Origin of the sequence: Bradyrhizobium sp. CCBAU 53338 (assembly GCF_015291665.1) — a bacterium.
In the GTDB taxonomy this organism is placed as follows: domain Bacteria; phylum Pseudomonadota; class Alphaproteobacteria; order Rhizobiales; family Xanthobacteraceae; genus Bradyrhizobium.
This window is the reverse complement of the sequence record NZ_CP030048.1, coordinates 6,956,826-6,978,572: the sequence shown is the minus strand read 5'-3', so window position 1 is coordinate 6,978,572 and position 21,747 is coordinate 6,956,826. Positions and strand designations below refer to the sequence as shown.

The 21,747-nt window shown below is 66.5% G+C and carries 17 protein-coding genes; 10 read left to right on the top strand and 7 right to left on the bottom strand.

Annotated elements, in window-relative coordinates:
- The 4 genes from XH90_RS32835 to XH90_RS32820 all read right to left on the bottom strand — a co-directional run bounded on the left by XH90_RS32835 (position 1) and on the right by XH90_RS32820 (position 3,952).
- Positions 1 to 735, bottom strand: a complete 735-nt coding sequence (locus tag XH90_RS32835; protein ID WP_194478363.1) for an MBL fold metallo-hydrolase — start codon at positions 733 to 735, stop codon at positions 1 to 3.
- A gap of 30 nt (positions 736 to 765) precedes the next feature.
- The gene (locus tag XH90_RS32830; protein ID WP_194478362.1) at positions 766 to 1,068 is read right to left on the bottom strand and encodes a DUF6460 domain-containing protein; all 303 of its coding nucleotides are present in this window, start codon (positions 1,066 to 1,068) and stop codon (positions 766 to 768) included.
- 188 nt (positions 1,069 to 1,256) lie between these two features.
- Entirely contained in the window at positions 1,257 to 2,918 is a 1,662-nt protein-coding gene (locus XH90_RS32825) for an ATP-dependent DNA ligase (protein WP_194478361.1), read from the bottom strand.
- The gene (locus tag XH90_RS32820) at positions 2,915 to 3,952 is read right to left on the bottom strand and encodes a ligase-associated DNA damage response exonuclease (RefSeq protein ID WP_194478360.1); all 1,038 of its coding nucleotides are present in this window, start codon (positions 3,950 to 3,952) and stop codon (positions 2,915 to 2,917) included. The genes XH90_RS32825 and XH90_RS32820 overlap by 4 nt, the downstream gene beginning before the upstream one ends.
- Positions 3,953 to 4,016: 64 nt before the next feature.
- Here XH90_RS32820 and XH90_RS32815 point away from each other — a divergent pair, with 64 nt between their 5' ends.
- The 5 genes from XH90_RS32815 to pdeM all read left to right on the top strand — a co-directional run bounded on the left by XH90_RS32815 (position 4,017) and on the right by pdeM (position 10,961).
- Entirely contained in the window at positions 4,017 to 4,943 is a 927-nt protein-coding gene (locus tag XH90_RS32815; RefSeq protein ID WP_194478359.1) for a class I SAM-dependent methyltransferase, read from the top strand.
- Between the two features lie 115 nt (positions 4,944 to 5,058).
- Positions 5,059 to 6,288, top strand: coding sequence for an ABC transporter substrate-binding protein (locus XH90_RS32810; RefSeq protein WP_194478358.1), 1,230 nt, complete (start codon positions 5,059 to 5,061; stop codon positions 6,286 to 6,288).
- Positions 6,289 to 6,368: 80 nt separating this feature from the next.
- Positions 6,369 to 7,334, top strand: coding sequence for an IS5 family transposase (locus XH90_RS32805; RefSeq protein ID WP_194476884.1), 966 nt, complete (start codon positions 6,369 to 6,371; stop codon positions 7,332 to 7,334).
- A gap of 237 nt (positions 7,335 to 7,571) precedes the next feature.
- Positions 7,572 to 10,241, top strand: coding sequence for a ligase-associated DNA damage response DEXH box helicase (locus XH90_RS32800; protein WP_246755653.1), 2,670 nt, complete (start codon positions 7,572 to 7,574; stop codon positions 10,239 to 10,241).
- A 48-nt stretch (positions 10,242 to 10,289) separates the two neighbouring features.
- The gene (pdeM, locus tag XH90_RS32795) at positions 10,290 to 10,961 is read left to right on the top strand and encodes a ligase-associated DNA damage response endonuclease PdeM (RefSeq protein ID WP_194478357.1); all 672 of its coding nucleotides are present in this window, start codon (positions 10,290 to 10,292) and stop codon (positions 10,959 to 10,961) included.
- A 76-nt stretch (positions 10,962 to 11,037) separates the two neighbouring features.
- Here pdeM and XH90_RS32790 read toward each other — a convergent pair whose 3' ends face one another.
- Positions 11,038 to 11,901 (bottom strand): LysR substrate-binding domain-containing protein, encoded by an 864-nt coding sequence (locus tag XH90_RS32790; RefSeq protein ID WP_194478356.1) that lies wholly within the window; start codon positions 11,899 to 11,901, stop codon positions 11,038 to 11,040.
- Between the two features lie 95 nt (positions 11,902 to 11,996).
- Here XH90_RS32790 and XH90_RS32785 point away from each other — a divergent pair, with 95 nt between their 5' ends.
- The gene (locus XH90_RS32785; protein ID WP_194478355.1) at positions 11,997 to 12,905 is read left to right on the top strand and encodes a DMT family transporter; all 909 of its coding nucleotides are present in this window, start codon (positions 11,997 to 11,999) and stop codon (positions 12,903 to 12,905) included.
- A 14-nt stretch (positions 12,906 to 12,919) separates the two neighbouring features.
- Positions 12,920 to 13,693 (top strand): MBL fold metallo-hydrolase, encoded by a 774-nt coding sequence (locus tag XH90_RS32780; RefSeq protein WP_194478354.1) that lies wholly within the window; start codon positions 12,920 to 12,922, stop codon positions 13,691 to 13,693.
- Positions 13,694 to 13,789: 96 nt separating this feature from the next.
- On the opposite strand, the gene XH90_RS32775 is transcribed toward XH90_RS32780, so the two are convergent.
- Both XH90_RS32775 and XH90_RS32770 read right to left on the bottom strand, forming a co-directional pair.
- Positions 13,790 to 17,317 (bottom strand): tetratricopeptide repeat protein, encoded by a 3,528-nt coding sequence (locus XH90_RS32775; protein ID WP_194478353.1) that lies wholly within the window; start codon positions 17,315 to 17,317, stop codon positions 13,790 to 13,792.
- Positions 17,318 to 17,510: 193 nt separating this feature from the next.
- Positions 17,511 to 18,098: a PadR family transcriptional regulator gene (locus tag XH90_RS32770; RefSeq protein WP_194478352.1), complete on the bottom strand. Its 588-nt coding sequence runs from the start codon at positions 18,096 to 18,098 to the stop codon at positions 17,511 to 17,513.
- A 176-nt stretch (positions 18,099 to 18,274) separates the two neighbouring features.
- Here XH90_RS32770 and XH90_RS32765 point away from each other — a divergent pair, with 176 nt between their 5' ends.
- From XH90_RS32765 to XH90_RS32755, 3 genes are read left to right on the top strand one after another with little or no spacing between them, the layout of a single operon-like run.
- Positions 18,275 to 18,658: a nuclear transport factor 2 family protein gene (locus XH90_RS32765; RefSeq protein ID WP_194478351.1), complete on the top strand. Its 384-nt coding sequence runs from the start codon at positions 18,275 to 18,277 to the stop codon at positions 18,656 to 18,658.
- Positions 18,659 to 18,695: 37 nt separating this feature from the next.
- Positions 18,696 to 20,486: an acyl-CoA dehydrogenase C-terminal domain-containing protein gene (locus XH90_RS32760; protein WP_194478350.1), complete on the top strand. Its 1,791-nt coding sequence runs from the start codon at positions 18,696 to 18,698 to the stop codon at positions 20,484 to 20,486.
- 48 nt (positions 20,487 to 20,534) lie between these two features.
- Positions 20,535 to 21,743 carry an acetyl-CoA C-acetyltransferase gene (locus XH90_RS32755; protein ID WP_194478349.1) on the top strand — a complete coding sequence of 403 codons (1,209 nt, stop codon included), beginning with the start codon at positions 20,535 to 20,537 and terminating at the stop codon, positions 21,741 to 21,743.
- The last annotated feature ends 4 nt before the right edge of the window (positions 21,744 to 21,747 follow it).

Genomic DNA, 21,747 nt, shown 5'->3' with positions numbered 1-21,747 from the left:
TCAGAACACCAGCACCATGCCGTCCTCGGCCGCGAGATGCGCGATCTCGTCAAGACGCGACAGCACGTCGTCGCTCATATGGGTGAGCACGAGGCGTCTGGCGCCGATCGCTGGCAGATGCTGTTCCAAGGTCTTCAGGCTGAGATGGTTCTTGACCACCTTCTCGTACATATAGGCCTCGGCAATGAAAAGGTCCGCGCCATGCGCCAGCGGAATGAGTGTATCAGTCCATTCGGTGTCGGCGCTGTAGGCGAGCGTGCGGCCCTCGGTCTCGACGCGGTAGGCCAGGAACGGCCCGCCGGAGTCGCCGTGCACGACCGGGTAGGGCGTCACAGTCACCGCGCCGAAGCCTTGGACTTGCCCAGGCGCGAGTTCGACCACGTTCAGCTCGAAGCGCTGCCTGGTCTTGGAGGAATGCTCGAACAGCACCTCCATCGCGCAGGCGAGCCGTGTCTCGATGCCTCGCGGGCCCGCGACCGTCAGCGGCCGTGTCCGCCGCGAGAATTGCGCGTCGAGCAGGAAGAACGGCAGCCCGGCGAAATGATCGCCGTGGAAATGCGTGATGAGGATGAGATCGATCTCGCTGCGCTCGATCTCGAGCCGCTTCAGTGCCGGCAGGGCCGACGCGCCGCAATCGATCAGGAAGTTGGCTTCACGCCCCGAGATATGGAAGCAGGTGTTGAGCCTGCCACCGGAGCCGAAGGCGTCGCCGCAGCCGACAAAGCGTAGTTGCATCGGCTGCGGGCTCCCTGTGTCGGATTCACTCTAGCGTCGCGGCGACCCGAAGACGCGCGACAGCAGCCAGATCGGGATCACGATGACGGCGCCGAGCAGGAAGTAGCGCCACAGCCAATTCACGGCATCGAAGCCGAGATCCCAGATGCGCTGGAACAGCAGGCGAATGCTGATGAGGATATTCCACGGATCGAAGCCGATCGCGGCCAGCACGACGCCGACCAGGATCGAGAGCAGCACCAGGCGGAACGCGACCGCCAGCGGTGAGCCGCCGAGAAAGCGGTGCAGGCCATCGCTGTGGCCGGCCGGCAAATCTCTGACGTCGTGGGCCATCTCACAAAACTCCTCGCGGGGATTCGCCCCGATTATAGGTCACGGCGGGGGACATGGGGAACCCTGACCTGAGCGTCAATCAGCTTACCGCATTTTAATTCGGGCAGTGCGGGCGCCGCGGGCTGGCTGCAACCTCTCCCGGCAAGCGGGAGAGGGCGCGCGCTGCCGTCGCGGCGAGATAGAATGCCTCACGCCTCGATCTCCGCCGCCTCCGCCTTCAGCATTTTTTCCAGCGTTTCCAGTCGGTCTGCCTCCCGCGGCGGTTTGTCCCAGCGCAGGCGGCTGATGCGGGGAAAACGCATGGCGACACCGGATTTGTGCCGCGGCGAGCGCTGCAGCCCCTCGAAGGCCACCTCCAGCACCAGCCCCTTGTCGCCCTCGTGCACGACATGGCGGACGGGGCCGAACTTTTCCGTGGTGTTGCGACGGACGAAGCGGTCGATCTGCAGCAACTCCTCGTCGGTGAAGCCGAAATAGGCCTTGCCGACCGGCACCAACTCCTCGCCGCTCTCGGTCTCGGTCCAGACGCCAAAGGTGTAGTCGGAATAATAGGACGAGCGCTTGCCGTGACCGCGTTGCGCATACATCAGCACGGCGTCGATGATGTGCGGATCGCGCTTCCACTTCCACCACTGCCCCTTCGGCCGTCCCGGCAGATAGGCCGCATCGCGCCGCTTCAGCATGACCCCTTCGACGGCGTCGGCATCCTCGCCCGCGCCGGCGCAGGCCGGATCGGCGCGCGCCGCGGTCAGCGCGTCCCAGCTTGCGAAGGGAACGGTGGGTGAGAGATCGATGCGGGGATCGCCGAGCTTGTTGATGAAGCTCTCCAGCCGCTCGCGCCGTTCCGCGAACGGCAGCTCGCGCAGATCGTTCTCGTCGTCACCGAGTAGATCGTAGGCGCGTAAGTGAATCGGAAACTCCCTGATCAGCTTCGGCGAGACGGCCTTGCGGTTGAGCCGCTGCTGCAGGACGTTGAAGCTCTGTACGCGCCCTTCGCGCAGGATCAAGAGCTCGCCGTCGATCGCGCCCGGCAGGCGCAGCGACGGCACGAGGTCCGGAAAGCTGCCGGTGATGTCCTCGCCGGTGCGCGAATAGAGCCGCGCGGTGATCTGCCCCTGGTCGTCGCGGCCGGCGACCGCCTGCACGCGGATGCCGTCCCATTTCCATTCGGCGACGTAGTCGGCGGGATCGAGGTTTTCGAAATCGCTGTCCTCGATCGCATGCGCCAGCATCACGGGCCGGAACGGCGTGGGATCGCGATTGACGGGTTTCTCGGCGCGGCCCTCCAGCCAGGCGAACAGGTCGAGATAGGGGGCGCTGAGACCCGGCCAGATCAGCTCGACCTCATGCGGGTCCTTGTCGCCAAGCGCGGCAGCGGCCGTCTTCGCCAGCCGCGCGGAAATGCCGATACGCATGGCGCCGGTGACAAGCTTCAGCAGCGCCCAGCGGCCGGTCTCATCCAGCTCGTCGAGCCAGCGCTCGAGCTGCTTCGGCAGCTCGCTCTTGCCAAGGGTGCGCAGCGTGGTGACGACCTCGGTCAGGGACGGCGGAGGCGGGTTGTTGTGGGCCGCCAGCTCCGCCTTCGGCCACATCAGCGCGACCGTCTCCGAGAGATCTCCGACATAGTCGTAGGACAACCCGAACAGCACCTCGTCCGTGCGCGAGGCAATGAGGTCGCGGATCAGCGCGGGCTTGGCGTGCTTGAAGCTGAGCGCGCCGGTGAGCGCGGCCAGCGCATAGCCGCGGTCGGGATCGCCGACTTCGCGGAAATAGCCGGTGAGCAGGCGCAGCTTGTTGTTGCGGCCGGGCTCGTAGGCGAGACGGTCGAGCAGTTCGGCGAAGCGGTTCATGCCTCGGCCTCTCTGGCGCGCGGCGGCTCGCCTTCCTCTTCCTCGCCATAGCCGACGAGATCGAGCGGCTGCGCCCGCAGGCCGCGCGACCTGCACCAATGCACCAGCGCGTCTTCCTGGCCGTGGGTGACCCAGATCTCGCCGGCGCCGGTCGCGGCGATCGTCGCGGTGAGGCCGTCCCAATCGGCGTGGTCGGAGATCACCAGCGGCAGTTCGATCCCGCGCTGCCGCGCGCGGGCGCGCACGCGCATCCACCCTGACGCGAATGCGGTGACGGGATCGGGAAACCGACGCGTCCAGACGTCTGATGTCGCCGAGGGCGGCGCCAGCGTGATGGTGCCGGCGAGCGCAGCCTTCTTCACGCCCGTCGCCGGCCTGAGCTCGCCGAGGTCGATGCCGCGGCTCTGGTAGTAATGCGTGATCGATTCCATCGCGCCATGCAGATGGATCGGCGCGTCATAGCCGGCCTTGCGCAGCAGCGCGATCACGCGCTGCGCCTTGCCGAGCGAATAGGCGCCGACGAGATGCGCGCGCTCGGGAAACAATGCGACCGAGGCGAGCAGCTTCTTCACCTCGTCGGCCGCATCGCCATGGCGAAACACCGGCAGGCCGAACGTGGCCTCGGTGATGAAGACGTCGCAGGGGACGAGCTCGAACGGTGCGCAGGTCGGGTCGGGCGCATCCTTGTAGTCGCCGGAGGCGACGATGCAGGTGTCCTTGCAGGTCACCGCGATCTGTGCCGAGCCCAGCACATGGCCGGCCGGGTGGAATTTGACGCGGACGTCGCCGAGCCTGATGTCCTCGCCGTAGCTGATCGCCTGCGTCGATCCGGCAAAATTCTCGCCATAGCGCAGCCGCATCATGTCGAGCGTTTCCTGCGTCGCCAGCACCGCGCCATGGCCGGCGCGGGCGTGGTCGGAATGGCCGTGGGTGATCAGGGCTCGCTCCACCGGGCGGACGGGGTCGATATGGAAGCCGCCGGGCTTGCAGCACAGGCCGTCAGCAGTTGGCAGCAGGATGTCTTGCGGGCGCATGATTGGTATATAGGTCGCTCCACCGCGTCTTCGAGTCATCACCCGCTGCGCTTCCTGGTTCCCAATGCCGCTCCGCCTGTTCCTGACCTCCGGCGATCTCATGGCCGACCGCCGTTTCGAGTTCGCGCGCGACCTCCAGCTCAAGGGCGACCTGCCCGCCGCCGCCGACCTGATCGAGCAGGCGATCGAGCTGGCGCCGAACTTCACCTCGGCCTGGTTCACGCTCGGCGAAATCCGCCAGCAGCTCGGCGAGCGCGACAAGGCCATCGCGGCATTCCGCAAGGCGCGCGACTCCGACCCTGAGGATCAGCACGGCGCCGGCCTGCATCTGATGCGGCTTGGCGACGCGCAGATGGCGGAGATGCCCAAGGCCTATGTGCAGGCGCTGTTCGACCAATATGCGCCGCGCTTCGAGCACGCGCTGATCAACGACCTCGGCTATCGCGCCCCCGCGCTGATCTTCAAGGCCGTGCTGGCCGCGCGCGTCGCCGCCAAGAAGCCGGCCTTCTTCAAGCGCACCATCGATCTCGGCTGCGGCACGGGGCTTGCCGCCGCCGCCTTCGCCAAGCAGGTCGATCATTTCATCGGCATCGACCTGTCGTCAGGCATGATCAAGGAGGCGCGCGCGACCGGGCTTTACGCCGAGCTCGAAGTCGCCGACATGATCGAGGGCCTGCGCGGCAAGGTGGACGCCAGCGCAAACCTCGTCGTCGCCGCGGATGCTTTCGTCTATCTCTCCGATCTCGCGCCGGTGCTCACTGAGACGAAGCGCGTGCTTGCGACTGGCGGCACGCTCGCCTTCACGCTTGAGACGCATGCGGGCGATGGCATCGTGCTCGGCGAAGGCCTGCGCTATGCCCATTCCGCGGAATATGTGCGCGGCGCGATCGCGCACGCCGGACTGAAGCTTCTCACGCTGGAGCCCGCCTCGCCACGCAACGAGAACAACGAGCCGGTGCGCGGCCTCGTCGTCGTTGCCGAGAAAACTTGAGTCTAGGCGCTAGATTCGCTGTAATTTAAGCGCCATTGCGTCGCAAATCGACGACTTCCTACTTGCGAGCTGTGCGGATGCCAGCACAATGCGCGCATTAGGGAGAGAAACAACAATGACGAAGAATCCTTCGCGTCGCGATGTCAGCGCCGCCGCGCTTGCCACCATCGCCGCATCCGTTTTGCCCGCGCCTTATGTCTGGGCCGCCGAGAAGAAATACGACGCCGGTGCCAGCGACACCGAAATCAAGATCGGCCAGACCGTGCCTCATTCCGGTCCCGGCTCGCTCTATGGCGTGCTCGGCCGCGTCGGCGAGGCCTATTTCCAGATGCTCAATGAAGGAGGCGGCATCAACGGGCGCAAGATCAACTTCCTCACGCTCGACGACGCGTACAGCGCGCCGAAATGCGTCGAGGCGACGCGGAGGCTGGTCGAGCAGGAGGAGGTGCTGGCGCTCTACGGCTCGCTCGGCACCGCGCCGCAGACCGCCGTGCACAAATACCTGAACTCCAAGGGCGTGCCGCAGCTGCTGCTCAACACCGGGGCCTCGAAGTGGAATAACCCCAAGGAGTTCAAGTGGACGATGGCGGGTCTCCCGCTCTATCCGACCGAAGCGCGCATCCTGGCGCGGCACGTCCTCGCCGTGAGGCCGAACGCCAAGATCGGTATCCTCTATCAGAACGACGATTTCGGCCGCGACTTCCTGGGTCCGTTCAAGAAGGTGCTGGCCGATGCCGGCGGCACCGCATCCGTCATCATGGAGCAGACTTACGATCTCACCGATCCCACGGTCGATTCCCAGCTCATCAATCTCTCCAAGTCGGGCGCGGACGTTTTCTACAACATCTCCACCGGCAAGGCGTCGTCGCAGTCGATCCGCAAGGTCGCCGAACTCGGCTGGAAGCCGCTGCAGCTGCTCTCGGCGGGCTCGACCGGCAAGTCCATTCTCAGCGCCGCAGGCTTCGAGAATGCGAAGGATATCGTCTCGATCAGCTATGCGAAGGATGCCGGGCCCGGCCGCTGGGAAAAGGATCCGGGTCCCACGGCGTTCGAAGAGTTGCGCAAGAAATATCTGCCGAACATCGCTCCCGACAACACGATCGCCTATGCCGGCTACGGCCAGGCCGTCACCATGGGCGAGATCCTGCGCCGCTGCGGCGATGATCTGACGCGGGCCAACGTGCTGAAGCAGGCATCAACCCTCAACGGCTTCCACTCGCCGTTCTTCCTCGACGGCGTCACTTACAGCTACACCCCCGACGACTACACCCCGATGAAGACGCTGTTCACGCAGATCTTCAACGGCAAGGACTGGGAGGTCTCGGACAAGCCGGTGGTCGAGTAGGTGTTTTCTTCCTTCTCCCCTTGTGGGCCTGTTGCGTAATTCGCCAGTTGTGATTCCCTGCGGTTGAGCCTTTTGGGGGAATGACGATGGCGGTGAAGCAGACGGGACAGCCGAGCTTTGTAGATGCGCTGATGCCGAAGGGAGCCGGCGCCAATGCGTCGCTGGATCGGCTGGCCGGCCTGGTCAAGTGGTACCGGTTCGAGAAGCTGATCGGCCATTTGCGGGACGAGAAGGGACCCGGTCAGCCGGGGTACGCGGTGTTGGTGCTGTTTCGGGCGCTGCTGTTGCAGTCGCTCTATGGTCTTTCGGACCGCGAGCTTGAGGAAGCGCTGAGCGACCGGCTGTCGTTCAAGCGCTTCGTTGGTCTGAGCCTCGAGGATGCGACGCCCGACCATACGGTTCTGAACCGTTTCCGGAATCAACTCATCGAACAAGGCCTGCTGGAGAAGTTGTTTGGCGAGCTGGACCGCCAGCTTGAGAATGCTGGTGTCATCCTCAAGCGCGGCACGATGCTCGACGCGACCCTGATCCAGGCCGTCTCAGCTCCTCCCAAGGAGGATCGTCCATCAAACGACCCAGACGCCCGGTTCACCAAGCGACAGGGCAAGGGTGGTTCGACCTTCGGCTACAAGGCTCACATGGGTGTCGACGAGGGATCCGGTCTGATCCGCTCAGTCCTGACCACGCCCGCCAATATCAACGATACAACGCCAGCCGACGAACTGATCCGCGGCGACGAAGCCGTGGTATGGGCCGATGCGGCCTACGACACCCACGCCCGGCGGGCGCGGCTGAAAGCGGAAGGCAAGAAGCCCCGCATCGCCCGCCGTCCCAACAGGCATCACCCGGAACTGCCGCCGAGGCTCAAACGCTACAACCGTCTCATCGCACGACGACGGGCAACGGTGGAGACAACCTTTGCCACCCTCAAACGTCGGATGCGGCTCACCTGCATCCGATACGTCGGTCTCGCCAAGGCACGCGGACAAGTCCTGCTTGCCTCCATCGCGTTCAATATGAGGCGGTGGGCCACGATCGCCGCCTGACGCCCATCAAGGGCGCAAAATACAGCTTCGGCCCGACAATCGGGGCCGACAACGCCCTCTCTCCTTACGTCTCCCGCATCAAAAGGCAGTAGCGCAACAGGCCCCTTGTGGGAGAAGGTGGCGCGAAGCGCCGGATGAGGGGTTCTCTCGGCGTGCCCGGGAGAGAATAGTTCGCGGAGAGGAGGGGGGCGCCCACACCCCTCGACGAACCCTGTCCCACGGCTTACCTGTTGCGCCGTGCCGCCCCGCATCCTCAAAATCCCGGCCGAGCCGGCCGCACTGCTGTCCGACCGCTTCCAGCAATGGTTCGCGGGGCGCGGCTGGTCGCCGCGCGAGCATCAGCTCGCGCTGCTGCAGAAGGCGCGCGAGGATCGGTCGGCGTTGCTGATCGCGCCGACCGGCGCCGGCAAGACGCTGGCGGGGTTTCTGCCGACATTGGTGGAGCTGTCTTCTTCTCCCTCCCCCCTTGTGGGGGAGGGGCGGGGAGGGGGGTGGCCGCAGACACCGCTCGTGGGGCTACCCGCCTCCCGGCAGCCTGCGGCTGCCGACCTCCCCCACAAGGGGGGAGGTAACAGCAGCAAGCTCGTCTCCACCGGCCGCAGCGTTCAGCGCAGCGCCGGCCTGCACACGCTCTACATCTCGCCGCTGAAGGCGCTCGCCGTCGACATCGCGCGCAATCTGGAACGGCCGATCGCCGAGATGAGCCTGCCGATCAAGGTCGAGACCCGCACCGGCGACACGCCGGTGTCGCGGCGCCAGCGCCAGCGGCGCTATCCGCCCGATATCCTGCTGACCACGCCGGAGCAGCTCGCGCTGCTGCTCTCCTCCGATGACGCGCCGTTTCTGTTCTCCTCGCTCGAGCGCATCGTGCTCGACGAGCTGCATGCGCTGGTGACGTCCAAGCGCGGCGATCTGCTCTCGCTCGGCCTCGCGCGGCTGTGGCGGTTGGCGCCGCAGATGCGCGCGATCGGCCTGTCGGCGACCGTCGCCGAGCCGGATCAGCTCGCGCGTTTCCTGGTGCCGCAGCCCGGCGGAAAGGAATCCGCGGCCGACATCGTCGTCGCCGGGGGCGCTGCGCCGCCTTTGGTCGAGATGCTGGATACGCGCGAGCGGCTGCCCTGGGCCGGCCACGGCGCGCGCCACGCGCTCGCTGAAGTCTATGAGCTGATCAAGCAGAACAAGACCACGCTCGTTTTCGTCAACACCCGCAGCCAGGCCGAGATGCTGTTCCAGGATCTCTGGCGCATCAACGACGACGGCCTTGCGATTGCGCTGCATCACGGCTCGCTCGACGTGGCGCAACGGCGCAAGGTCGAGGAAGCGATGTCGGCGGGCAGACTGCGCGGTGTGGTCTGCACCTCCTCGCTCGACCTCGGCATCGACTGGGGCGACGTCGATCTCGTCGTCAATATCGGCGCACCCAAGGGCTCATCGCGCCTGATGCAGCGCATCGGCCGCGCCAATCATCGCCTCGACGAAGCCTCGCGCGCCGTGCTGGTGCCCGCCAACCGCTTCGAGGTGCTGGAATGTCGCGCCGCGATCGATGCCATCGCCGAGAATGCGCAGGACACGCCGCCCTTGCGTACCGGCGCGCTCGACGTGCTGGCCCAGCACGTGCTCGGCTGCGCCTGCGGCGAACCGTTTTTGAGCGACGATCTCTTTGAAGAGGTCCGCACGGCCGCGCCTTACGCCGGACTTGCGCGCGGAGATTTCGACGACGTCGTCGATTTCGTCGCCACCGGCGGCTACGCGCTGAAAACCTACGAGCGCTTCGCCCGCATCAAGCAGGACAAGCAGGGCCGCTGGCGCGTCGCCAATCCGAAGGTGCGGCAGAGCTATCGCCTCAACGTCGGCACCATCGTCGAGGAGCCGATGCTGAAGGTGCGGCTGGTGCGGGGACGCTCTACGGGCACCGGCTCGACCGGCGCCATCGCGCGCGGCGGCCGCGTGCTCGGCGAGATCGAGGAATACTTTATTGAGGGCCTGACCGCCGGCGATACTTTTGTCTTTGGTGGCGAGGTCGTGCGCTACGAGGCTTTGGCAGAAGACCAGGTCTACGTATCCCGCGCCAACGACAAGGACCCGAAGGTGCCGTCCTATATGGGCGGCAAGTTTCCGCTCTCGACTTATCTCGCCGAGCGCGTGCGCCGTATCCTTGATGACAGGCGCGCCTGGAATGGCCTGCCCGAACAGGTTCGCGACTGGCTGTCATTGCAGAAGGACGTCAGCCGCGTGCCCGGCGTTCGCGAACTGCTGGTCGAGACTTTTCCGCGCGGCAACAAGCATTACCTGATCTGCTATCCCTTCGAAGGCCGGCTCGCGCATCAGACGCTCGGCATGCTGCTGACGCGGCGGCTCGAGCGCGCCCGCGCCCGGCCGCTCGGCTTCGTTGCCAATGAATATGCGGTGGCGATCTGGGGGCTCGGCGATGCCTCCTTCATGATCCGTAACGGACAACTCGACCTCGATGCGCTGTTCAACCCGGACATGCTGGGCGACGATCTCGAAGCCTGGCTCGCCGAGTCAGCGTTGATGAAGCGCACCTTCCGCAATTGCGCGTTGATCTCAGGCCTGATCGAGCGCCGCTTCACCAGCGAGGACAAGAGCCGTCGCCAGGTGCTGTTCTCGACCGATCTCGTCTATGACGTCTTGCGAAAACACCAGGCCGATCACGTGCTGTTGCGCGCGGCGCGCGCCGATGCCGCCACCGGCCTGCTCGATCTGCGCCGCCTCGGCGGCATGCTAGGGCGCATCCAGGGCCGCATCACCCATCGGGAACTCGACCACGTCTCCCCGCTCGCCGTCCCCGTGATGCTGGAAATCGGCCGCGAGTCAGTTTATGGCGAAGCTGCAGACGAGCTGTTGGCGGAAGCTGCCGACGAGCTGGTCAAGGAAGCGATGGGATAAGAGCAGGTCTTGACGTTGGGCGCGCTGGTTTCGGAGGATGTTGAAGACATGCGCGTTTCCAGGGTCACGATCAGCGATGTGACCTTCGCGGCCGATCTCTCCGGCGCGCTGTTCTGGGAAGAGCAGCGTCTGCTCGTCGTTTCCGACCTGCATCTCGAAAAGGGTTCCAGCTTCGCCACGCGCGGGGTGCTGCTGCCGCCCTATGACACGCTGGCGACGCTGAGCCGGCTCGCTGCTGTCACCTCCCGCCATGATCCGCGCACCGTCATCGCACTCGGCGACAGTTTCCACGATCGCACCGCGCATGAGCGCCTCTCGGCGGACGACCGCGATGCCGTCGCCGCGCTGCAGACCGGCCGCGACTGGATCTGGATCTCGGGCAATCATGATCCCATGCTGCCGCGCGATCTTGGCGGCACCATTGCGGACGAGGTCTCGATCGGCCCGATCACCTTCCGCCACGAGCCATCAGGCGCGCAGGGCGAGATCGCCGGCCATCTTCATCCGAAGGCCCGCGTCTCCGCGCGCGGTCGTTCGATGGAGCGGCGCTGTTTTGCCAGCGACGGCCTGCGCGCCGTGATGCCGGCCTTCGGTGCCTATGCCGGCGGCCTCAGCATCCGCGACGCTGCGTTTGCAAGGATTTTTCCGAAGAACGGCTTTGTCGCGCATCTGCTCGGCGACCGCCGCGTGCATGCGATTGCCGCGTCAAGGTGTTACTAAGCCGCGCTGCGGGCCACGCGCACAACTGCGCTCCCTCCCCCACAAGGGGGGAGGGAACGCACCGCCCCCGCGGCGACTACGCCGCCTTCGCCTGCACGTCCTCGCAAAACTCCGCGAGCCGATCGGCCAGCCGCAGCGTCGCGGAGCTCGCGTTCGGGGCGGCCATCAGCGCCACCTCGGTGCGGTTGATCGGCGCAAAGCCGTCCTTGGCCGTCAGTACGCGATGGTCTGACTGGATCGACATCTCCGACAGGATGCTTAGCCCCATGCCGGCGGCAACCGCGGCCTGGATGCCGGCGAGGCTCGATGACGAATACGACATGTGCCAGGCGCGGCCGGCGCTTTCCAGCGCGTGGATGGCGCCGGCGCGGTAGAGGCAGCCGAGCGGAAAGCCGATCAGCGGCACCGACGGCGCGTTGACATCGACCGGATGGCTCTTGCTGGTGACCCAGTGCACCTCTTCCGGCCACACCGCGATCGCGTCCTTGCCGCCAGCCTCGCGCTTGTAGAGCGCCAGATCGAGTTCGCCGCGTTCGAGATCGCGGGCGAGGTTCTTGCTCTGGTCGGCGCGCACGTCGAGCCGCAGGCTCGGATGCGAGCGCGAGAACGCGCCCAGCAGCTTGGCCAGGCGATAGGCGGCAAAATCCTCGGGGATGCCGAGGCGGATCGCGCCTTCGCCGTCGGGCTCGCGCAGCACGTCGCGCGCCTCTTCGGCGAGCGTCAGCAGCCGGCGCGCATAGGACAGCAGCCGCTCGCCGGCCTCGGTCGGGCGCACGTCCTTGCCGTCACGGTGCAGCAGCACCTGGCCGACGTCCTCTTCCAGCCGCTTGATCTGCTGGCTGACGGTCGATTGGGTGCGATGGACGCGCTCGCCGGCGCGAGTGAAGCCGCCGGCCTCGACCACCGAGACGAAGCTGCGCAGGAGCTCCAGATCGAGCATGGAAGCCTCCATTCGAAAATCCACTGGTTACGAGTTAATCATTTAATTTCCAAATGGCAAGCCAGCTCCCTAGATCGAGGGCTCAGGAGAATGCCATGTCCCTCGCCCCCTCGATGTCCGCTCCCACCAGCCGCTTCAATGCGCTGCCGCTTGCCATCGGCCTGTTTTGCCTGCTCTGGAGCTACGCTTTCGTCGCCGGCAAGATCGGCGTCACCCATTGCCCGCCGCTGATCCTGCTCGCTGCGCGCTTCTCGCTCGCGGGCATACTGATCCTCGGCACCACCTTGGTCCGTGGCGACTGGTCGTTGTCGTGGCGCGATGCGCTGATCTTCGCCGTTCTCGGCATCGCCAACAATGCGCTCTATCTCGGGCTCGGCTACACCGGCCTGCAATCGGTCTCCGCCGGCCTCGGCGGCTTGATCGTCTCGGCCAACCCCGTGTTCACCGCCGCGCTCGCAGCGCTCTTGCTCGGCGAGGGCATGACGTGGCGCAAGGCGAGCGGCCTCTCGCTCGGCATCATCGGCGTGACCCTGATCGTCTGGCATCGCCTCTCGGTCGGTACTGATTCCCTGCACGGCATCATCTTCACGCTGGCCTCGCTCGCCTCCATCGTATCAGGCACCATCCTGTTCAAGCTGTTCGCGCCCAGGGGTTCCCTGTGGATCGGCAACGGCGTGCAGAATCTCGCGGCCGGCATCGTGCTGACGCCGGTCGCGCTGACCTTTGCGGACGTTCATGCCATCGACCTCACGCCGAGCCTGATCGGCGCCTTTGCGTTCCTCGTGCTCGGCGGCTCGATCCTCGCCTACTGGCTCTGGTTTCATCTCCTGAAAGTGTGTGGCGCGACCGCGGCCAGCGCCTATCATTTCCTGATGCCGCCGCTCGGCATGCTGTTCGCCTTCCTCGTGCTCGGCGAGCATGTCGAGATGCGCGACCTCCTGGGGATCATTCCGGTGGCGCTCGGCATTTACCTGGTGACGCGCCCCGCAAAGCCCGTCGTGTAAGAGGAGTTCCCCTCATGCCCGTTTCCATCACCCTGATCGGCGGCCCCACCGCGCTGATCGAGATCGACGGCTTTCGCCTGCTCACCGATCCCACCTTCGATGCGCCCGGCGCCTACCAATTGCCACATGTGAAGCTGGAGAAGACCATCGGCCCCGCGGTGAAGGCCGACGCTATCGGCCCGATCGACGCCGTGCTGCTCAGTCATGACCAGCACTCGGACAACCTCGACAAGTCCGGGCGCGACTATCTGCTGAAGGCGCCGCGCGCGCTGACCACGGAGGCGGGCGCCAGGCGCCTCGGCGGCCATGTCGAGGGCCTCGCGCCCTGGGCGACCGCGCATCTGAAGGACGATGACGGCAACACGCTGACCATCACCGCGACGCCGGCGCGGCACGGTCCGGCCGGCATCGAGCCGCTGTCGGGCGACGTCATCGGCTTCGTGGTGCAGTCGAGCCGCAAGGACACGCGGCCGGTCTACATCAGTGGCGACACCACCTGGTTCGACGGCGTCGCCGAGGTCGCGCGCCGCTTCAAATGCGGCGTGGTGCTGCCGTTCGCCGGTGCCGCGCAAACCCGCGGACCGTTCCATCTCACCATGGACACCAACGACACCATCGAGACCGCGCGCGCCTTTCCCGATGCGATGATCGTGCCCGTGCACACCGAGGGTTGGGCGCATTTCCGCCAGAGCAGCGAGGATCTGCGCAAGACGTTCGACGTGCTCGGCTTCGGCACGCGGCTGCGCCTGCTGGAGCCGGGCGTGCCCACGGTGATCGAGGCGCCGTAGCTGCAATGTCGGTTGCTTGAACCGGTGCGAGCCGGCGAACTCGGATCACCGCTCCCCGTCGGGGAGAGGTGGCACCGCGTCCGATCTCGTCGAATTTCAATGCGCCGCCGAAGCCGTCTTCTTCGTCGCGACCGGCTTCGGCGCCGGCTTTTTGGCCGCTTGCGGTGCGCTGTCCCAGCCGCCGGTGGGCGCCGGAACGTTGACGGCGTCGTCGGGCTGCGGCTCGGCGCTGAAGGTCTGGATCGCGAGCTTGGCGGCGGCGAGCGATTGCGGGTCGAGGCGCTTGGCGACATCGTCGCGCTTGCTCGACGAATCCGCGTCGCCCTGGGCAGCAGCCAGGCTGAACCATTTGTAGGACTCGGCGAGGTTCTGTTCGACGCCGATGCCGCGGGCATAGAGGATGCCGAGGTTGAACTGGCTGTCGGCGACGCCGCGGTCGGCGGCCTTGCGGAACCACTGTGCGGCGCTCTTGTAGTTGGCGCCGCGTCCGCCGCCGTCGGCGTCGAGCACCGCGAGATTGTGCATCGCCTTGGCGTTGCCGCGCTCGGCGGCCTGCGCGTAATAGCGGCGGGCGATGTCGGCATCCTTCTTCACGCCGAGGCCCTTTTCATAGAGCGTGCCGAGGCGGAAGGTCGCAGGCACCACGCCGGCCTGCGACGCGCGGTCGTACCATTTCGCGGCTTCGTCGTAGTTCGCAGCCACGCCCTTGCCTTCGGCAAAGCGCACGCCGATCTCGTAGGCCGCCGTCGCATCGCCCTTCATCGCGGCGGTGCGCAGGGCGGGGCCGCCGATGCCATCAGGCAGCTTCTCGCTCGGTGGCACCTGGACGACGCCGAGCCGTGCGCGGCTCGTGCCGGACAGCGCGCCGGTGACGTCGCTGTTCGCCGCGGGCTGCGGCGGCACTACTGCCGCAGGCGCAGGCGGAATTTCGACCGAAGCCGTGCTGCTGGAGCTCGCCGGCGCGGGCGCCGGTGCGGCATTGTTCAGGGACTGCTTGCCGATCGGCGTCGGCGAAGTCATCGACGGCGTGATCTGTTCGGGCGCGGCAGGCTTGCTCTCGACCGGGGGCGGCGCCTGCGGCGCCGGCTGGCTGGTATCCTCCATCGCCTGCGGCGTCGGCGGCGGGCCGCCGCCGTCGAGCAGGTTCATCGCCATCTTGAAGGTGCCGAGCACGATCACGACCACGCTCGCGCCGACCAGCAGCGAGCGGATCTTCGACGTGATGGTCGAGCCGCCTTCCTGACCTGCGGCCGGTGCTTTTGCCTGGCCCTTGTCCTTGGTGCGGGCCGCGAGCGCAGCCTTGACGCCGCGAGCGGGCTTTTCCGGCGGCTGCGCGGCGGCAGCTTGCGCGGCGCGGCGTGCGGCCGCGATGAAGCTCGACGACGACACCGGCTCCTTCGGCGCGGCGGGGATTTCGCTGATCGCGCTTTCGGAGGCGGCAATGCGCTCGGACGGCGTGGCGGGGCGGCCGCCCGGACGCGTGCCGGGCTCGAGCGGATGATCCGGCGGCAGCTCGGGCGCGATCGCGGCGCGCGCGGGTGCCGTGTGCGGCTCGAGAATCTCGCTGATCGCGCGCGGTGGCACCGGCGCAGCCGCCGGTACCGGCGGCGGCGCTGCGGGCGCGGCGGCATGAAATTCACGCGGCGCGGCGACGAACGCCGAATGCGCCGGCTGCTGCGCGCTGGCCGGATTCGGCAGCTCGGGCTTCGGATCGTATTGCGCCGGCGGCTGCGGCTGCCATTGCTCGCGCGCCATCGGCGCCGGCTCGACCGGCGCGGCCATCGGCATGGGCGCAGCCATCGGCATTGGCTGTGGTGCAGGAGCCGGCGGCGCCGATCGCACCGCGCGCAGGTCGCCCTCGATCATGGCGAGGCGATCGACGACATGGCCGAGCGTGTTGTGCACGGCCTCCAGCGAATCCTGGGTGCTGCGGTTGGTCTCGGCCTGGCTGAAGCGGATGTCGGAGAGCTCGCGCTTGACGAGATCGACCATGCCGGAATCGGGAGGGGGCGCCGAATTGCGGCTCTCGGCGAGCGCGGCATAAGTCGCCTGTTGCCGCTCCAGGTGTCGCAGGATGTCGTGCAGCCCGTCCTCGACACGGCTGAAATCGCCGCCGCGGGAATCGGAGGTGGCCTCCAAACGCTCCAGCAGATAGGAGACGCGCTGCTCGAGATGCGCGAAGGTCGAGGCCGAATCGTTGCCGACCTGCATGCGGTCGAAACGATCGGACAGCGCGCGGATCGCGGCTTCCAGATGTTCGGAGCTCTCGGCCGCCTGCGGCCGCTCGCGCGTTTCCAGCGCGGCGGTGAGCGCGGCGATGCGCTGCTCCAGGGCGGCAAAGCTGTCGCCGCGGTCCGAGGTGCGATTGACCTGGTCGACCTTGGACGACAGCAGCTGTACGTCCTCGGAAAGCCGTGCCAGCGCTTCGTTGGAGGCGACGTTCGAGACGATGCCACGCAGGGCGGAGATAGCGCCTTCGAGCTGGCGCACCGTCGAGGGGTCGTCATTGGCGCGCAGGATCATGTCGAGCTTGGCGCCGAGATTGCGGATCGCCTCGTCATAGCCGGCGAGCTGCTCGGCCGGCGTCAGCGTGCGCAGCACCTGCTTGATGTCGGAGAGGGCGTGTTCGATGCCCGAGAGCACCTGGCCGTCGGTGCCGTTGGAGCGGGTCTCGTCGATGCGACGGTGCAGCGAGCGGATCTCGTTCTCGATCGATTCGATCGCGCGGCGCGGCATCGCCTCGGTGATGGCGTTGCGGATCTCGGCGAGCTCGGCGCGGAAGCCGTTGATCGCCTGCTCGGTATGATCAGGACGCTGCAGCGACTCGATCTGGCTGGTGATCTTGAGCAGATGGCGTTCGAGCGACGAGAAATCCGGCCCTGCTTGCGGTGGCGGAGGGGCATAGACCGGCGCGGGCGGCGCCGCCATTGGCGCCATCGGAGGCGCGTAAGGAGCGGGAGACGGCGCGATCGGCGGGGCAGCGCGCGGCGGCAGTTGCCGCGGCGCAAAGCCGTCAAGCTCGCTCTGGCGCGCGGTGATCTCGGCGACCGCGACGTCGAACGATGCAGGGCTCAGGGGAGGTGAGCTGCGATAGACTTGCGCGGCCGCGCGCTCGACCGCATCGGCCTGGCGCTGGCGCGGTTCAACCGGGGCCGGTGCCGGCGCAGGTGCCGGTCGCGGCGGCTGAGGCTGCTGTGCTTGCGGCTGCGGTTGCTGGGGCCGCGAGATCTGCGAGAGGCGGGCATCCAACCGCGAGATCGCGTCGTTGAGCTGGCGGGCGACGCCCTGCTCGCGCGACATTTCCTGGCGCGGCGCGGCGGGCTTTGAAATCCGTTCGATCTGCTGGGTGATCGCGTCGAGCCGCTGATGGATGTCGGCGACCTCGCGGCTCTCCTGGCTGGCGCCCTGGTTCGGCATCGGCATCGCGCGCGGATCGGGACGCTGCTCCTGACGCTGATCTTGGCGCTGGTCGGAAGGCCCGCGAAAGTTCGGCGGAGCCGTCTCGCCGAGCGTGGAGTTCAGCCAATCGTTGAGCGACATGCCGGCACGGCGCGCAGCAGCTTCGGCCCGCTCCCGGACGGATGGATCGATGCCGTCAACACTCCACGATACGCGCGAATTCATGACTCTGTCCGGTTCCGACTCCGGCGCCCCACCCGGCGCCTCCAGTCTCCCCACGCGTGCCGGTTGCAAAGACAATCGGATTTGGCGCGGGTCGTCTGCCTCGAAGTCAGACTTTTGTCCGTTAGGGTAAATAACGGGTTAAGGAACGCAGTCCCGGTGTCTTAAAGTTGGGCGGCGGGAACCGGGGGTAGCCTCAACCCTTCTCGCGCTTGCTGTCGTCCAGCGGTACCACCGTGCCCTTGCCTGACATGGCCGACAGCGCCTCGAGGGCCTCTTCGCAGAAATCGGCCACCATCTGCTCGTGCCGCGCGCCGAGGCGCAGCAGCAGCAGATTGCCGAGGTCGAGCACGCCTGATGCCGTTCCTTCCGGGAATCGCTTTTTCAGAATCCGCTCGTAGTTCTCGTGCCGGTCGCGATGATGCTCCAGCCGGTCCATCAGGTCGGTGCGGATCGGCTCGATGTCGATGCTGTCGAGCGCATGCAGCCGGACCAGCAAATCGTCCTTGATCGAGGGCGGGGTGCTCGGCCGCGCGGCCCAGTGCCGCAGCGCTGTTCGGCCTTCCGGAGTCAGCGTATAGATGAGCTTATTAGGCTTGCCCGTCTGCACGACCTCGCGGCCCTGGATGTATCCACGGTCGCGCAATTTGGAGAGTTCGCGGTAGATCTGCTGGTGGTCGGCCTTCCAGAAGAAGCCGACCGAGGAGTCGAACGTCTTGGCGAGCTCGTAGCCCGTCATCGGACGTTCCGTGAGGCATGCGAGGATCGCGTCGCCCAGTGCCATGTGACCTGCCTCCCCGTAAGCTTAACCAACCAGCTTGACTTTATGCGCATCGGCGCATATGCGTCAATGTGCATATGAGGTGGGGCTTCAGACCCCCGGAAGAGCATCCCCCTGGCGCTACTGTGCATGGGGTTGTTTTCGCGTTTTTGCCAAAGCCCTTTGGGAGGCACCTGACAATGACCGGCCTCGACTCCTGGTACGCCTACATGAAGTCCCACGACAGCAAGGCGCTGTGGGACCTGCTCCACCCCGACGCCGTGTTCGAAAGTCCCGTCGTGCACACCCCGCAGCGCGGGCGCGACATCACCTTCAAATATCTCGCCAGCGCCGAGAAGGTGCTCGGTGGTCCCGGTTTCACCTATGTGGGCGAATGGCGCAGTGCCGACGGCGCCGTGCTCGAATTCAAGACCATCCTCGACGGCATCGAGATCAATGGCGTCGACATCATCACCTTCGACGCCGAGGGGCGCATCACCGGTTTCAAGGTGATGGTGCGTCCGCTCAAGGCCATCAACATGCTGCACCGACTGATGGCGGAGCAGCTCGCCGCCCATTCCTGAAAATTTCCATCGCTTCAGCCCATGCCGGGAGACCGCAATGCCGATCTATAAAGCCCCCGTCGAAGACGTGAACTTCCTGCTCAACGACGTCTTCCGGATCGACCGCTACGACAACCTCGCCGGCTTCTCCGATGCGTCGAGCGACGTGCGCGAGGCGATCCTGGGGGAAGCCGCCAAGCTCGCTGAAGAGGTGCTGCAGCCGCTCAATCGCGTCGGCGATCTCGAAGGCTGCAAGCGTGCCGACGACGGCAGCGTCACCACGCCGAAGGGTTTCAAGGACGCCTTCAAGCAGGTCGCCGAGGGCGGCTGGCTCGGTCTCTCCGCGCCGACCGAGTTCGGCGGCCAGGGCCTGCCGGTGACGCTCTCCCAGGCGGTCAACGAATTCCAGATCTCCGCCAACATGGCGTTCTCGATGTATGGCGGTCTCACCATGGGCGCGACCGCCGCGCTGATCGTTCACGGCTCGCCGGAGCAGAAGCAGACCTACGTCCCGAAGATGGTTGCCGGCGAATGGACCGGCACCATGAACCTGACCGAGCCGCATTGCGGTACCGACCTGGGCATGCTCCGCACCAAGGCGGTGCGCCAGGCCGATGGCAGCTTCAAGATCACGGGCACCAAGATCTTCATCTCGGCCGGCGAGCATGACCTCGCCGACAACATCATCCACCTCGTGCTCGCCCGCATCGAGGGCGCGCCCGCAGGCATCAAGGGCGTGTCGCTGTTCGTGGTGCCGAAGTTCCTCGTCAATGCCGATGGTTCGGTGGGTAGCCGCAACGGCGTCGTCTGCGGCTCGATCGAGCACAAGATGGGCATCCACGGCAATTCGACCTGCGTGATGAACTACGACAACGCCACCGGCTGGCTGATCGGCGAAGAGAACAAGGGCATGCAGGGCATGTTCGTGATGATGAACGAGGCCCGCCTCGGCGTCGCCGTTCAGGGGCTCGCGCAATCCGAGGTCGCCTATCAGAACGCGGTCGCCTATGCGCGAGAGCGCATCCAGGGCCGCTCGCTCACCGGCGTGAAGGCGCCAGACAAGCCGGCCGATCCGATCATCGTGCATCCCGACGTCCGCCGGACGCTGCTCTCGATCCGCGCCTTCAACGAGGCCGCGCGCGCCTTCGTGATGTGGACCGCGCTGAAGAGCGACGTCGCCCATCGCTCCGAGGACCCGAAGGACCGCCAGGCCGCCGACGATCACATGGGCCTGATGACGCCGGTGCTGAAGGGTTTCCTCACCGACTACGGCTTCGCCAATGCGGTGCAGGCGCAGCAGATGTATGGCGGTCACGGCTACATCGCCGAGCAGGGCATGGAGCAGTTCGTGCGCGATGCGCGCATCGCCATGATCTATGAAGGCGCCAACGGAATCCAGGCGCTCGACCTCGTCGGCCGCAAGCTGCCGCGCGACGGCGGCCGCGCCATCATGGCCTTCTTCGGCGAGGTCATGGCCTTCGCCAAGGAGAACGGCGGCGACGAGGCGCTCAAGCCCTTCATCTCCCCGCTCTCGACCTCGCTCGGCCATCTCCAGCAGGCGACGACCTGGCTGATGCAGAACGCGATGATGAAGCCTGACAATGCCGGCGCTGCGGCGACCGACTATCTGCATCTCTTCGGTTTCGTCGCGCTCGGTTACATGTGGGCGAAGATGGCCAAGGTCACCCAGGCCAAGATTGCCGCCGGCGGGGCGACCCCCTATCTCTCGACCAAGCTCGTCACCGGCCGCTTCTTCATGGAGCGGATGCTGCCGGAGACCGCGGCCAACCTTACGCGCATCCAGTCCGGTTGCGCCACCATCATGGAATTGCCGGCGGAAGCGTTCTGAGCCTGCTTCCGCGACATCGACATCAGAACACCAGATCAGGAGGGCGTCATGCCTGAGGCATTCATCTACGATCACGTTCGCACCCCCCGTGGCCGCGGCAAGGCGGACGGTTCGCTGCACGAAGTCACCGCGCTCGCGCTTGCCACCGTGCCGCTGAAGGCGCTGAAGGACCGCAACAACCTTCCCGAGGATTCCGTCGACGACGTCGTGCTCGGCGTGGTCGATCCGGTCGGCGAGGCCGGCTCCGACATCGCGCGCTTTGCGGCGTTGAAGGCCGGACTCGGCGAAGCCGTGCCCGGCGTGCAGATCAGCCGCTTCTGCGCCTCGGGCCTCGATGCCGTGAATTTTGCCGCAGCCCAGGTGATGAGCGGGCAGCATGAGCTGGTGATCGGCGGCGGCGCCGAATCGATGAGCCGCGTCGGCATCGGCGCCTCCGGCGGCGCCTGGCCGATGGACCCGTCGATGGCGGTCCCCGCCTATTTCATGCCGCAGGGCGTCTCGGCCGACCTGATCGCGACCAAATACGGCTTCTCCCGCGACGACGTCGACGCCTACGCCGTGCAGAGCCAGCAGCGTGCCGGCAAGGCCTGGGACGAGGGCCGCTTCAACAAGTCGGTGGTGCCGGTGAAGGACATCAACGGCCTCACGATCCTCGCCAAGGACGAGCACATGCGTCCCTCGACCACGATGCAGTCGCTGGCGCAGCTGCAGCCGTCGTTCACGATGATGGCGCAGATGGGCGGCTTCGACGGCGTCGCGGTGCAGTCGCATCCGGAGATCGAGCGCGTCAATTACGTGCATCACGCCGGCAACTCCTCGGGCATCGTCGACGGCGCCGGCGCCGTGCTGCTCGGCAGCAAGGAGGCAGGTGCGAAGTATGGCCTCAAGCCGCGTGCAAAGATCCGCGCCTTTGCGAATATCGGCTCGGAGCCGGCGATGATGCTGACCGGTCCGGTCGACGTCACCGAAAAGCTGTTCGCGCGCTCCGGCATGAAGAAGTCTGACATCGACCTGTTCGAGCTCAACGAGGCCTTCGCCTCGGTGGTGCTGCGCTACATCCAGGCCTTCGACATCGACAACGCCAAGATCAACGTCAATGGCGGCGCCATCGCGCTCGGCCATCCGCTCGGCGCCACCGGTGCGATGATCCTCGGCACAGTGCTCGACGAGCTCGAGCGCACCAACAAGTCCACCGCCCTGGTCACGCTGTGCATCGGCGGCGGCATGGGCACCGCGACCATCATCGAGCGCGTCTAAGGGG

What these genes read in the sequence shown, in the direction of transcription:
- XH90_RS32765 (WP_194478351.1), top strand. Translation starts at nt 18,275, where the DNA reads ATGACCGGCCTCGACTCCTGGTACGCCTACATGAAGTCCCACGACAGC.
- XH90_RS32775 (WP_194478353.1), bottom strand. Translation starts at nt 17,317, where the DNA reads ATGAATTCGCGCGTATCGTGGAGTGTTGACGGCATCGATCCATCCGTC.
- XH90_RS32790 (WP_194478356.1), bottom strand. Translation starts at nt 11,901, where the DNA reads ATGCTCGATCTGGAGCTCCTGCGCAGCTTCGTCTCGGTGGTCGAGGCC.
- XH90_RS32755 (WP_194478349.1), top strand. Translation starts at nt 20,535, where the DNA reads ATGCCTGAGGCATTCATCTACGATCACGTTCGCACCCCCCGTGGCCGC.
- XH90_RS32815 (WP_194478359.1), top strand. Translation starts at nt 4,017, where the DNA reads ATGCCGCTCCGCCTGTTCCTGACCTCCGGCGATCTCATGGCCGACCGC.
- XH90_RS32810 (WP_194478358.1), top strand. Translation starts at nt 5,059, where the DNA reads ATGACGAAGAATCCTTCGCGTCGCGATGTCAGCGCCGCCGCGCTTGCC.
- XH90_RS32770 (WP_194478352.1), bottom strand. Translation starts at nt 18,098, where the DNA reads ATGGCACTGGGCGACGCGATCCTCGCATGCCTCACGGAACGTCCGATG.
- XH90_RS32760 (WP_194478350.1), top strand. Translation starts at nt 18,696, where the DNA reads ATGCCGATCTATAAAGCCCCCGTCGAAGACGTGAACTTCCTGCTCAAC.
- XH90_RS32825 (WP_194478361.1), bottom strand. Translation starts at nt 2,918, where the DNA reads ATGAACCGCTTCGCCGAACTGCTCGACCGTCTCGCCTACGAGCCCGGC.
- XH90_RS32805 (WP_194476884.1), top strand. Translation starts at nt 6,369, where the DNA reads ATGACGATGGCGGTGAAGCAGACGGGACAGCCGAGCTTTGTAGATGCG.
- XH90_RS32785 (WP_194478355.1), top strand. Translation starts at nt 11,997, where the DNA reads ATGTCCCTCGCCCCCTCGATGTCCGCTCCCACCAGCCGCTTCAATGCG.
- pdeM (WP_194478357.1), top strand. Translation starts at nt 10,290, where the DNA reads ATGCGCGTTTCCAGGGTCACGATCAGCGATGTGACCTTCGCGGCCGAT.
- XH90_RS32830 (WP_194478362.1), bottom strand. Translation starts at nt 1,068, where the DNA reads ATGGCCCACGACGTCAGAGATTTGCCGGCCGGCCACAGCGATGGCCTG.
- XH90_RS32835 (WP_194478363.1), bottom strand. Translation starts at nt 735, where the DNA reads ATGCAACTACGCTTTGTCGGCTGCGGCGACGCCTTCGGCTCCGGTGGC.
- XH90_RS32820 (WP_194478360.1), bottom strand. Translation starts at nt 3,952, where the DNA reads ATGCGCCCGCAAGACATCCTGCTGCCAACTGCTGACGGCCTGTGCTGC.
- XH90_RS32780 (WP_194478354.1), top strand. Translation starts at nt 12,920, where the DNA reads ATGCCCGTTTCCATCACCCTGATCGGCGGCCCCACCGCGCTGATCGAG.